Origin of the sequence: Planomonospora antibiotica (assembly GCF_014647955.1) — a bacterium.
In the GTDB taxonomy this organism is placed as follows: Bacteria; Actinomycetota; Actinomycetes; order Streptosporangiales; family Streptosporangiaceae; genus Planomonospora; species Planomonospora parontospora.
Map to the genome: position 1 here is coordinate 182,671 of NZ_BMQE01000011.1, position 12,131 is coordinate 194,801.

The following is a 12,131-nucleotide window of genomic DNA, read 5'->3' on the forward strand; positions in this document are numbered from 1 at the left end:
GTCACTCCCTCCCGCGGATGTCGGTGCGGGAGATGACGATGGCGCCGATCAGGGCGGCCAGCAGCAGGACCGAGAGCGCCTCGAAGGGGAGCACCCAGGTGCGGAAGATGCTGGAACCGAGCTCGCCCGCCGAACCCCGGCCCGGATCCAGGGGGGCGTAGGCCGTGTGGAAGCCGTCGACGACCACGGTGACCAGGACGGCGGCGGTCGCGAGGGCGACGACCGCGGCGGCGACCCGGTTGCCGCTGTCGAGGTCGGCGGCCCTCCCGATCGGGGCGCGGGTGAGCATGATGCCGAACAGGAGCAGGACGACGACGGCCCCGACGTAGATCAGCACCTGGACCCATGCCACGAACTCGGCCGTCAGGACCAGGTAGCACCCGGCGAGCGCGCCGAAGCAGACGACCAGCCAGAGCGCGGCGTGGACGAGCTGCCGGGTGGTCACCACCAGCAGCGCCGAGCCGACGGCCAGCACCCCCAGGAGGAGGAAGACGATCTCCTGCCCGGTCGGCGACAGGTAGGACGGCACCGCTTGGGTCATGGTTCCTCCTCACCGCCGCCCGGGTCCGTGGTGGAAGCATCTCCCGGTCCGCCCTTCGCCGGAGGCCCGCCGCTCCCGCCTGTGGACGGATCACCGCCGGGCGGGCCGCCTGTGGACGGGGCTCCCGGAGGCCCCTCCCCGGGCGGGCCGCCTGTGGGCGGAGCTCCCGGAGACCCCTCCCCGGACGGGCCGCCTGTGGGCGGGCCTTCCGGGGACGGCCCGCTCGGCGGGCCGTCCGACGGGCCGTCCTTCTTCGGAAGCGCCCCCGGCGGCCTGATCGCCCGGACGCTGGCGTGCCTGGCCGATGTCCTGCGCCTCGGCCGCTCCGTTTCCTCCTCCGCCTTCGCGGGACCCGGCTCGGCAGGAGGTGGTTCTGCGGCTGGCTCGGCGGCCTGCGGCCGGGGCCGGGCCGGGGCCGGGGGCCGGGCGGGGCGGGAGGCCGCCGCGAGCTCCTTGGGCGGGTCGGCGTTGGGCTCGTGGGCGGGGGGCGGCGGGACGGTCTGCACCCAGGCGGCCAGCCGGTCCCGCTCGTGGACGAGGTTGCGGATGTCCCCGTCGGCGTACTCGAACTCCGGGGACCAGAACAATGCGTCGAAGGGGCAGACCTCGATGCAGATCCCGCAGTACATGCAGAGGGAGAAGTCGATGGCGAAGCGGTCGAGCACGTTGCGGGCGCGCGGGCGCCCGCCCTCGGGCGCGGGCAGGGTCTCCTTGTGGGAGTCGATGTAGATGCACCAGTCGGGGCACTCGCGCGCGCAGAGCATGCACACCGTGCAGTTCTCCTCGACGAGCGCGATCACCCCCCGGCTCCGTGCCGGCAGATCCGGCCTGACCTCGGGGTACTGCTGTGTCACCGACCGGCTCAGCATGTGCCGGAGGGTGACGGACAGCCCCTTCACCAGTCCTACTCCCGGTATTCGCGCCACTTGGACATCATGACGCACCGAGGGTCCCGCGGGAATGCGGCGGTCCCGTCCAAGGCGCGGAAGTCCGCGAGGACTGCGAGGGCTGCGTCCACAGATGCCGCAGGTTATCCACAACCGTTTTCCACAGGCTGTGCGTTCGAGTCGCCGGACCCTTGGGAGATCAACCGGGAGAGGGACTGCGAGCGCCCGCAGATGTACGTATTGTTCCGGCCATGTCCCAGCAGTACGGCCCCGCCTGGCACCCGTCGCAGAAACCCGCCCCGTCCACCACCGGATGGAGCGTGGTGTGGGCGCTGGTCCCCCTGTTCACCTGCGGCATCGGCACCCCGTTCATCATGGGGCACGCCGCCCGGCGGCTCCGGAGCGCCCCGCTCGTCCTCGCCACCGCCGTCTACGCCCTAGGGATCGCGGTGTTCGTCATCGGGGCGGGGATCTACGGGGATTCCGATCTGATCCCCGTCTGGCTGGACGCCCTGATGATGGTCGGCCTGTTCGGCTCGTGGTTCGGCGGGCTCGGCCACGCGCTGATCATCCGCGGCTCGGTCTTCCGGGAGCGGCCCTCCTTCACCGGGACGCCCTACCACCCCCCGGTCGCCCCTCCGCCGCACCCGCCCACCGCGGCCCCGCCGTACGACCGGCACGCCCACCCGCAGCACACCGCGCCCACCGTGGCCGCGCCGTACGACCGGCACGCCCACCCGCAGCACACCGCGCCGCCGCGGTACGGCCCCGCCCCCGGGCCGTACACGCCGGTCCCGCCGCCCGGCCCGCGGCACGCGCCGCCCCACACGCAGCACACGATGTACAGCCCGCAGTCCTCGGACGCGAACGTGAACAGGACCTTCGCGCAGTCCGACCGGTCCGCCGAGTGGATCGGGCCGTACCGGGTGATCGACACCCTGGGCCGGGGCGGGCAGGGGACGGTCCACCTCGCGCTCAGCCCGCAGGGGCAGAAGGTGGCGATCAAGGTCCTGCACGAGCGGTTCACCGGCAACCAGGCGGCCCGGGACCGGTTCCTGCGGGAGGTGGAGGCGACGCGCCGGGTGGCGACCTTCTCCACCGCCCGGGTGCTGGACGTGAACATCAACGACGACCAGGCCTACGTCGTCAGCGAGTACGTGGACGGGATGTCGCTGGAGCAGCTCGTCCGCGACCAGGGGCCGCGCGGCGAGGACGGGCTGACCCGGCTCGCCCTGGCCACCGCGGGCGCGCTGGCCGCGATCCACAAGGCGGGCGTCGTGCACCGGGACTTCAAGCCGGCCAACGTGCTGATCGGCGCCGACGGCCCCCGGGTGATCGACTTCGGCATCGCCCGCGCCCTCGACCAGGTCACGGTGACCTCCAGCGTCATGGGCACCCCCGCCTACATGTCCCCCGAGCAGCTCGCCGGCGGGCACATCGGCCCGGAGACCGACGTCTTCAGCTGGGCGTCCACCATGATCTACGCCGCCTCCGGCCGCACCGCCTTCGGCTCGGACACCATCCCCGCGATCCTCAACCGGGTGATCAACCACCAGCCGGACCTGTCGGTCCTGCCCGCCTCCCTGCGCCCGCTGGCCGCCGCCTGCCTGGAGAAGAACCCCGCCAACCGGCCCACCGCCGCCGACATCATGCTGCGCATCGTGCAGTGACCGTGCAGTGACCGTCCCGCCCGCGATCCCCGGGCGGGGCGGTCATCCGGCCGCGATCCCGACGACGGCATGGTCCACTGGCTCCAGCCGTACCCCGACGGACGGGGAGGTCACCCGGCCGCGACCCTGACGACCCCGGTGAGCAGGAGCTGGACCAGCGCCAGCGGCACCAGGCCGGTCCAGGCGAGTCTCTGCAGCTGGTCCTCGCGGAGCCGGGGAAAGCTCACCCGGACCCAGATCACCACGAACACCAGGGCGAACACCTTCAGGAGCATCCACACGGGACCGGGCAGCAGCGGGCCGTGCCAGCCGCCCAGGAAGAGCACGCTCGTGAGCGCCGAGAGCACGATGATCCCGGCGTACTCGGCCAGCATGAACAGGGCGAAGCGGATGCCGGTGTACTCCGTCATCGGGCCCATGATGATCTCCGATTCGGCGATCGGCATGTCGAACGGCGGGCGGCGCAGCTCGGCGAGTCCCGCGACGAAGAACACCACGCCGCCGACCGCCTGCCAGGGCAGCCACCACCACTGCCAGGCCGCCACGATGCCCGGCAGGGAGAGCGTGCCCGCCGCCATCGCGACGCTGGACGCGGCCAGCACCAGCGGCAGCTCGTAGGACATCAGCTGCGCGGCCGAGCGCATCCCGCCCATCAGGGAGTATTTGTTCCCCGACGACCAGCCGGCCATGATCGAGCCGAGCACGCCGACCCCCATCACGGCCAGCACGAAGAACAGCCCGGCGTCCAGGTCCACCCCGACCAGGCCGGGACCGATGGGGATCACGGCCAGCACCACGAGGTACGGCACCAGCGCCACGGCCGGGGCCACGGCGAAGACCCGGCGGTCGGCGGCGGCCGGGATCACGTCCTCCTTCTGCAGGAACTTCACCCCGTCGGCGATCAGCTGGGCCCAGCCGTGGAAGCCCCCGGCGTACATCGGCCCGAGCCGGGCCTGCATGTGCGCCATCACCTTGTGCTCCATCTGGCCGGCGACCAGCGGCAGCACGAGGAAGACCGCGACGATCGCGACCAGCCGGACGGCGGCGTCGAGCACCTCGGTGAGCATCACGCCTCCGTCTCGGAACGCCCCTCGGCCCGGCCGTCGCGCGCCCAGTCCGCGGGCACGCCGGGCGGGAGGGTCTTGCGGCGGCTCGGGGAGCCGTGATCCGACTCACCCGGTTCCTTCGCCCCCGGCCAGGCCTTGGCGACCCGGGAGGCCAGCACGAAGTCCTTGCGCAGCGGGAAGCCCTCGAAGCCGTCCGGCAGCAGCAGCGGGACGAGGTTCGGGTGGCCCTCGAAGACCACGCCGAACATCTCGAAGGTCTCGCGCTCGTGCCAGTTCGCGCCCCGGAACACGCCGGTCGCGGTGGGCAGCCGGGGGTCCTCGCGCGGTACCCGGGTGCGCAGCAGCAGGCGCGAGCGGGCGTCCGGGTCGTAGACGCAGGCGACGACGGAGAAGCCCTCCGGCGGCTCGTCGACGCCGGTCAGCCAGTCGAGGAACACGTGGCCCCCGTCGCGGGCCGCCTCCAGCAGGCCGGTCCAGTCACCGGGGTCGACGTCCGCCGTGGTCTCGCCGAACGACTCCGTCACCCGGACGCGGGAGCCGTACCGCTCCTCGATCGCGGAGACGTCCGCCCGCCCGCTCACCCCCGCCCGCCCTCGGCGGCGTAGCGGTCGCCCAGGTGCTCGGCGGCGATCTTCTCCTGGAGCTTCATGATGCCGTGCAGCAGCGCCTCCGGCCGGGGCGGGCAGCCGGGGACGTAGACGTCCACCGGGATGATCTGGTCGACGCCCTTGGTCACGCAGTAGGAGTCCCAGTAGGGGCCGCCGGTGTTGGAGCAGGCGCCGAAGGAGATGACGTACTTGGGGTCGGGCATCTGTTCGTACAGCCGCTTGACGGCCGGGGCCATCTTGTCGGTGACGGTGCCCGAGACGATCATCAGGTCGGCCTGCCGGGGGCCGTTGGCGAACGGGATCACCCCGAACCTGATGAAGTCGTGCCGGCTCATCGAGGTGGCGATGAACTCGATCGCGCAGCAGGCGAGACCGAAGTTGAACGCCCAGAGCGAGTAGCGCCTCCCCCAGTTGAGGACGAAGCGCATGGGCTTGGGGGCCAGTCGCGAGACCGGCCCCACCGCCGGCCGTACGGTGGGCATCGGGAGATCCGCCATGGGTCCATTCTCCCCCCGCGGGTCACGTCCAGGCGAGCACCCTCTTGCGCCAGGCGTAGAGGATGCCGAGCGCGATGAAGCCGAGGAAGACGAACATCTCCACCAGCGTGGTCATGCCGAAGCCGGGCGCGGCGAAGACCGTCGCCCAGGGGAAGAGGAACACCGCGTCCACCGCGAACACCACGTACAGGTAGGTGAAGACGTAGTAGCGCACCTGGGACTGGGCCCAGTCCCCGCCGACGGGGTCGACGCCGCACTCGTAGGTGGTCAGCTTCTCGGCGGTCGGCCGGTGCGGGCGGAGCAGCCGGTTGGCCAGGAGCCCTCCGGCGAAGATCGCCACCCCGATCGCGAGCAGCGCGAAGACCACGGCGTAGGAACCGAAGTAGCCGTCCAATGGATCTCCTCTCGGGGACCCGTCCCACACAGGTCCCGGACTCCGGCCGCTAACGGATCCGACATGTCTCGTCACCGAGTGGAGCGGTTAAACCTGAATCAGCCAAAGCCTGCTTACCGGTCGTACCAAGAAAAGGTAAACAGCGCCATTCCCGCCCTACGGTGACATCCATGCACAGAATGCGATTCGTCGGCGGGGTGGCGCTACTCACAGTAGCCATGATCGGCTGCGGCTCCACCGCGACCTCCCTCGCGGCGGACGGCCTGATCCCCTCTGAGCCCACGCTCGTCGAGTACGCGGACCCCTCCCGGGTCGAGGGCCTGACCACGGCCACCATCACCGACGGCGACTCCGGCGAACGCAGCGTGCACATCGTCTACCCCGTCCTGGCCGACGCACCCCGCCTCACCGAACGGCTCCGCGCCGTGGTGACCGAGCGGCTGGACCGGTTCACCGCGACCGCCACCCGGCCGGCCGGCCCGGACGGGAGCACCCGCCCCGAGCTCAACGTGGACTGGCAACTGCCCGCCGCGACCGAGCAGGTCGTCGGCGTGCGGCTGGGCGTCGGCGAGCTCACCCAGTCCGGCTGGCGCGAGTCCAGGACCACCGTCTGGTACGACCGGGTGGAGAGGCGGGCCGTGGACTCCGCCGGCCTGCTCTCCGGCGCTCCCGCGCTGGCCTCGCTGGCCGGCCTGGTCAGGGCGGAGCTGGCCGGCCGGGGGCCCGGCGTGGACGCCTCGGCCGTCCGCGCGGACGCGCGGCTCTTCGACTCCGTCGGGTTCAACCGGCACGGCGACCTCGTCGTGGAGTTCGACGACTACCAGGTGGCCGCCGGCTCGCTCGGCCGGGTGGCGGTCGCCGTGCCGGCGGGCAGGACCGAGGGCCTGCTCTCCCCCACCGGCCTGCGGGCCCGGGCCGCGGCCGTGCGCGCCGGGCGGCTGCCGGTCTCGACGCCCACCGCCGAATCCATCAGGGAGTCCATCAGGGCGGCGGCCGCCGGCAGGCCCCCGGCGCGGAGCACCCGGGCGGGCACGGTGGACTGCGCGGCGGTCAAGTGCGTCGCGCTGACCTTCGACGACGGGCCGGGCCCGGCCACCGGCGAGCTGCTGGACGCCCTGGCCGCCCGCGGCGCCAGGGCCACCTTCTTCGTCACCGGCTCGAACGCGGTCGCCCGCCCCGACCTGCTCGGGCGGATGAGCCGGGAGGGGCACCTGGTGGCCAACCACACCTGGTCCCACCGCGACCTCGCCTCGCTGCCCCCGGGCAGGGCCGCCCACCAGCTGACCCGGGCCCAGGAGGCGATCGGCCAGGCGATCGGCCAGGCCCCCACCCTGGTGCGCCCGCCGTACGGCTCGGCCGGCGCCGGGGTCGCCGAGGCCGCGCGCGGGCTGGGCCTGGCGGTGGTCGGCTGGGACGTCGACGCGATGGACGCGCGCGACCGCGACCCGCGGGCCGTCGCGCGCCGGGTCGTCGCCGGGGCGCGGCCGGGGTCGATCGTCCTGATGCACGACGTCCACCGCCCGGCCGTCGAGGCGCTCCCCGAGATCGTGCGGCGGCTGTCGGAGCAGGGCTACGCCTTCGTCACCGTGCCCGAGTTGTTCGGCTCCGCGGGGATGCGCGCGGGCGGGACGTACCGCTCCGGCCCGGCCCCCGCGGCACGGCCATAGCCGACGGCTATGACCCCATAGCCGGAAGAGATGGGGCCCCCTGCTGGGAAGGACATATAGTTGGCGATCGTGACCCCTACTGTCCTCTTCGGCCGCCTGCACGTCGACCTGTGCCGGCTCGCCGCCGGGCTGTGTCGGGACGACCGTTCGCGATCGTGATCCACGCGGCCTCCCCCCGAGCCGCGGGCGCGACGCCCGAGCCCCCCACGCTCCACCACCGCGGCACGCCGGGGACTGCGACATGCGTCACACTCCCACGCCGTGCGGAACGCGAAAGACTACGCGTGACCCCCGAGGGATCTAGCATGGAAGTAAACATGGTGGCAACAGCAACGGCGCCCTTCGCGTCGAGGAGGACTGAGCTGTGACCAAGCAGGTTCAGCAACTCGACCGCGTGATCATCCGCTTCGCCGGCGACTCCGGCGACGGCATGCAGCTGACGGGTGATCGCTTCACCGCGGGCACGGCGGAGTTCGGCAACGACCTGTCGACGCTCCCCAACTTCCCCGCCGAGATCCGCGCCCCCGCAGGGACCCTGCCCGGCGTGTCGAGCTTCCAGCTGCACTTCGCCGACCACGACATCCTCACCCCGGGTGACGCGCCGAACGTCCTGGTCGCGATGAACCCGGCGGCGCTGAAGGCCAACCTCGGCGACCTGCCGCGCGGGGCCGACATCATCGCCAACACCGACGAGTTCACCAAGCGCAACCTGCAGAAGGTGGGCTACGCCGCCAGCCCGCTGGAGGACGACTCGCTCGCCGAGTGGCGCGTCCACCCGGTGCCGCTGACCTCGCTGACGGTCAAGGCCCTGGAGGGCTTCGACCTGTCGAAGAAGGACGCCGAGCGCTCCAAGAACATGTTCGCCCTGGGCCTGCTCAGCTGGCTCTACCACCGGCCGACCGAGGCGACGATCTCGTTCCTGGAGAACAAGTTCGCCAAGAAGCCCGAGATCGCCAAGGCCAACATCGCGGCCTTCCAGGCGGGCTGGAACTACGGCGAGACCACCGAGTCCTTCTCGGTCTCCTACGAGGTCAAGCCGGCCCCGCTGGCGCCCGGCGTCTACCGCAACATCTCCGGCAACCAGGCGCTCGCCTACGGCCTGATCGCCGCCTCCGTGCGGTCGGGGCTCCCGCTGTTCCTCGGGTCCTACCCGATCACGCCGGCCAGCGACATCCTGCACGAGCTCTCCCGGCACAAGCACTTCGGCATCCGCACCTTCCAGGCCGAGGACGAGATCGCGGGCGTCGGCGCGGCGCTCGGCGCGGCCTTCGGCGGCGCGCTGGGCGTCACCACGACCTCCGGTCCGGGCGTGGCGCTGAAGGCCGAGACGGTCGGCCTGGCCGTCATGACCGAGCTGCCGCTGATCGTGGTGGACGTGCAGCGCTCGGGCCCGTCGACCGGCATGCCGACCAAGACCGAGCAGACCGACCTGCTGATGGCGATGTACGGCCGCAACGGCGAGTCGCCGCTGCCGGTCGTCGCGCCGATGTCTCCCAGCGACTGCTTCGACGCGGCCGTCGAGGCCGCCCGCCTCGCGGTGAAGTACCGCACGCCGGTCATGCTGCTCTCCGACGGCTACCTCGCCAACGGCTCGGAGCCGTGGCGGGTGCCGGCCGCCGCCGACCTGCCGGACATCTCCACCGCGTTCGCCGCCGCGCCGGCCGAGGGCGAGGAGTTCCTGCCCTACCTGCGCGACCCCGAGACCCTCGCCCGGCCGTGGGCCGTCCCGGGCACCCCGGGCCTGGAGCACCGGATCGGCGGCATCGAGAAGGCCGACCGCACCGGCAACATCTCCTACGACCCCGACAACCACGACCGCATGGTCCGGATCCGGCAGGCCAAGATCGACGGGATCGCCGAGGACATCCCGCCGCTGGAGGTGGACGACCCGCACGGTCCCGACGGCGGGACCCGGGTGCTGGTGCTGGGCTGGGGCTCCACCTACGGCCCGATCGCCGCGGCCGTACGGCGCATCCGCAAGTCCGGGGGGAAGGTGGCGCAGGCGCACCTGCGGCACCTCAGCCCGCTGCCCGCCAACACCGGCGAGGTGCTGAAGTCCTACGACAAGGTGCTGCTCCCGGAGATCAACCTCGGCCAGCTCGCGATGCTGCTCCGCGCCCGCTTCCTGGTCGACATCATCAGCTACAACCGCGTGCGGGGGCTCCCGTTCAAGGCCGAGGAGCTGGCCGACGTGATCCAGGATGTGATCGACAGTGAGTGAGCTTCTGAGCGGCCCCGGCCTGAACGGCAGGGGCCTGGCGCTGGTCCCCAAGTCCGACGCCAAGCAGTCCATGAAGGAGTACAAGTCCGACCAGGAGGTCCGGTGGTGCCCGGGCTGCGGCGACTACGCCATCCTGGCCGCCGTCCAGTCCTTCGTCCCGGAGCTCGGCCTCAAGCGCGAGAACATGGTGTTCGTCTCGGGCATCGGCTGCTCCTCCCGGTTCCCGTACTACATGAACACCTACGGGTTCCACTCGATCCACGGCCGCGCGCCCGCGATCGCCACCGGTCTGGCCGCCTCCCGGCCCGACCTGAGCGTCTGGGTGATCACCGGTGACGGCGACTCGCTCTCCATCGGCGGCAACCACCTCATCCACGCGCTGCGCCGCAACGTCAACCTCAACATCCTGCTCTTCAACAACAGGATCTACGGTCTGACCAAGGGCCAGTACTCCCCGACCTCCGAGGTCGGCAAGATCACCAAGTCCACCCCGATGGGCTCGCTGGACAAGCCGTTCAACCCGATCTCGCTGGCGATCGGCGCCGAGGCCTCCTTCGTGGCCAGGACCATCGACTCCGACCGCAAGCACCTGCAGTCGGTGCTGCGCGAGGCCGCCGAGCACAAGGGCACCTCGCTGGTGGAGATCTACCAGAACTGCAACATCTTCAACGACGGCGCCTTCGACCAGCTGAAGGACCCCGAGCAGCGCGACGACATCACGCTGCGCCTGGAGCACGGGCAGCCCATCGCCAGCGCCTCCAAGGCCGTACGGCGGGCGGCCGACGGCGGCATCGAGGTCGTCCCCCGGGCGGAGGTGGCCGAGAGCGAGATCCTCGTCCACGACGCCCACCGCGCCGACCCGTCGCTGGCCTTCGCGCTCTCCCGGCTGGACGAGCCGGCCTTCGAGCACGTCCCGATCGGCGTCTTCCGCAGCGTCGACCGTCCCGCCTACGACGAGCTGATGTCCACGCAGCTGGAGGAGGCCGTCGCGCAGCGCGGCCCCGGCAGCCTGGACGACCTGCTCCTGTCTGGGGACACCTGGCGCATCGGATAGGCGCGCCCCGCCCGCATACGGCCCCTCCGGTCTCGCGACCGGAGGGGCCGTTCGTTTCTCCGGCCGAGGACCGCTCCGATGGACCGGTCCTCGGCGCACCGGGCCCTGGGCCCTCTGCACGGCCGGACCTCCCGGGACGGCCGGCCGACCCGCCAGAGCGGCCCGGTCGAACCACCGCCTCCGGCGGGTTTCCAGCCTGCTTAACGAACCGGATACGGTTCTCCCAAAGAGTGTCCTGTTTACAGCCGGAATTACCCGTTTCTCCTAAAGTAAGGCCCACTTCTTCTTTACTCCACCCGGAGGCACACGTGGCGGAACGGTCCCGTCGTGCCCGCGCGAGCGTCCCATGACGTCACCTGCGGCACTCCCCCCGCCTTCACGCCTCACTCGCGGCAAGGTCGCCTCGGCCTCCCCCTCGCCGCTGCGCAGGCACGCCCGGCTGATGTTCCTCGTCGACACAGCGGCGATCACGCTCGCCTGCCTGATCGAGCTCACTCGGACGCTGGCCAGCACCACGGTTCCCGAAAAGATCACAATGGGCGTGGTGCTCTGCGTGATGTGGCCCGGGGCCATCGCGCTCGCGCGCGGATACGAGCCGCGGTTCGCGGGGGTGGGGCCCGAGGAGTTCCGTCGGGTCTTCCAATCGGCCGTCACCCTCATCGCCGTGGTGGCGACCGTGGCGTACGCGACCGAGATCCCCTTCGCCCGGGGTTACGTCGTCGTCGCGCTCCCGCTGGCCACATGCCTGACGCTGATCGGCCGGCACCTCCTGCGCAAACGACTGCACCGGTGGTACATCCGGGGCACGGCCCGGCACCGTGTCGTGGCCGTCGGACACCGCTCCTCCGTCCAGGCTCTGATCACCGAGTTCCGCAAGGAACGCCATCACGGGATGACCGTGGTGGCCGCGTGCGTGCCCCCCTTCCCCGCGGCGGAGGACGAGCTGAACGGCGTCCCGGTGGCGGGGGACTTCCGTCAAGTCCACGAGGTGGTGCGGCACTACGACGCCGACGCCGTGGCCGTGCTCGCCTGCCCGGAACTCGACGGGGTGGCGCTGCGGCGGCTGGCCTGGGAACTGGAGAACGACGACATCACGCTGTACGTCGCCTCGGCTCTGATGGAGGTCGCCGGACCACGGACCTCCATCAAGCCGATCGCGGGACTGCCGCTGCTGCACGTCGCCCACCCCGAGCTCACCGGCTACCGGCAGCTCCTCAAGAACGTCTTCGACCGCGTGGTGGCCCTGACCTTCCTCTTCGTCCTCGCCCTGCCCATGCTGGCGGTCGCGCTCACCATCCGCCTCGGCGACCGGGGCCCGGCGATCTTCACGCAGACCCGGGTGGGCCGGGGGGGCCGCGAGTTCCGGATCTACAAGTTCCGCACGATGGTGCCGGACGCCGAGACGGCCAAGCAGCGGCTGAGCCGGGTCGCCGACGGCAACGGCGTGCTGTTCAAGATGCGCTTCGATCCAAGGGTCACCCCGGTCGGCGGCTTCCTGCGCAGATACTCCATCGACGAGCTGCCG

Annotated in this window: 12 protein-coding genes; 6 read left to right on the forward strand and 6 right to left on the reverse strand. The window is 71.7% G+C overall.

The genetic code is table 11. From position 1 onward, the window contains the following. Position 1 precedes the first annotated feature (1 nt). Entirely contained in the window at positions 2–541 is a 540-nt protein-coding gene (locus IEZ06_RS13650; RefSeq protein WP_189237050.1) for an NADH-quinone oxidoreductase subunit J family protein, read from the reverse strand. Further along, positions 538–1,467, reverse strand: a complete 930-nt coding sequence (locus IEZ06_RS13655; protein WP_229798075.1) for a NuoI/complex I 23 kDa subunit family protein — start codon at positions 1,465–1,467, stop codon at positions 538–540. Before IEZ06_RS13655 ends, IEZ06_RS13650 begins: the two co-directional genes overlap by 4 nt. 212 nt (positions 1,468–1,679) lie before the next feature. On the opposite strand from IEZ06_RS13655, the gene IEZ06_RS13660 reads away from it, so the two are divergent. Beyond that, positions 1,680–3,098, forward strand: coding sequence for a serine/threonine-protein kinase (locus tag IEZ06_RS13660; protein ID WP_189237051.1), 1,419 nt, complete (start codon positions 1,680–1,682; stop codon positions 3,096–3,098). 110 nt (positions 3,099–3,208) lie between these two features. Here the strand turns inward: IEZ06_RS13660 and nuoH are convergent, their stop codons facing one another. The 4 genes from nuoH to IEZ06_RS13680 are packed head-to-tail and all read right to left on the reverse strand — an operon-like array spanning position 3,209 to position 5,664. Continuing rightward, positions 3,209–4,165, reverse strand: a complete 957-nt coding sequence (gene nuoH / locus IEZ06_RS13665) for an NADH-quinone oxidoreductase subunit NuoH (protein WP_189237052.1) — start codon at positions 4,163–4,165, stop codon at positions 3,209–3,211. Further along, positions 4,165–4,746: an NADH-quinone oxidoreductase subunit C gene (locus IEZ06_RS13670; RefSeq protein WP_189237053.1), complete on the reverse strand. Its 582-nt coding sequence runs from the start codon at positions 4,744–4,746 to the stop codon at positions 4,165–4,167. The genes nuoH and IEZ06_RS13670 overlap by 1 nt, the downstream gene beginning before the upstream one ends. Continuing rightward, positions 4,743–5,270 carry an NADH-quinone oxidoreductase subunit B gene (locus tag IEZ06_RS13675; protein WP_189237054.1) on the reverse strand — a complete coding sequence of 176 codons (528 nt, stop codon included), beginning with the start codon at positions 5,268–5,270 and terminating at the stop codon, positions 4,743–4,745. Before IEZ06_RS13675 ends, IEZ06_RS13670 begins: the two co-directional genes overlap by 4 nt. A 22-nt stretch (positions 5,271–5,292) precedes the next feature. Beyond that, entirely contained in the window at positions 5,293–5,664 is a 372-nt protein-coding gene (locus IEZ06_RS13680; RefSeq protein ID WP_189237055.1) for an NADH-quinone oxidoreductase subunit A, read from the reverse strand. A 170-nt stretch (positions 5,665–5,834) separates the two neighbouring features. Between IEZ06_RS13680 and IEZ06_RS13685 the strand changes: the two genes are divergently transcribed. The 5 genes from IEZ06_RS13685 to IEZ06_RS13700 all read left to right on the forward strand — a co-directional run. After that, positions 5,835–7,331 carry a polysaccharide deacetylase family protein gene (locus tag IEZ06_RS13685; protein ID WP_189237056.1) on the forward strand — a complete coding sequence of 499 codons (1,497 nt, stop codon included), beginning with the start codon at positions 5,835–5,837 and terminating at the stop codon, positions 7,329–7,331. A 69-nt stretch (positions 7,332–7,400) separates the two neighbouring features. Further along, positions 7,401–7,490 carry a putative leader peptide gene (locus IEZ06_RS37635; RefSeq protein WP_369690506.1) on the forward strand — a complete coding sequence of 30 codons (90 nt, stop codon included), beginning with the start codon at positions 7,401–7,403 and terminating at the stop codon, positions 7,488–7,490. Between the two features lie 205 nt (positions 7,491–7,695). Beyond that, positions 7,696–9,552, forward strand: coding sequence for a 2-oxoacid:acceptor oxidoreductase subunit alpha (locus IEZ06_RS13690; protein ID WP_189237057.1), 1,857 nt, complete (start codon positions 7,696–7,698; stop codon positions 9,550–9,552). After that, positions 9,545–10,606, forward strand: coding sequence for a 2-oxoacid:ferredoxin oxidoreductase subunit beta (locus tag IEZ06_RS13695; RefSeq protein ID WP_189237058.1), 1,062 nt, complete (start codon positions 9,545–9,547; stop codon positions 10,604–10,606). Before IEZ06_RS13690 ends, IEZ06_RS13695 begins: the two co-directional genes overlap by 8 nt. Positions 10,607–10,952: 346 nt before the next feature. Next, positions 10,953–12,131: sugar transferase (locus IEZ06_RS13700; protein WP_189237059.1), on the forward strand; the 1,179-nt coding region annotated here is incomplete at its 3' end.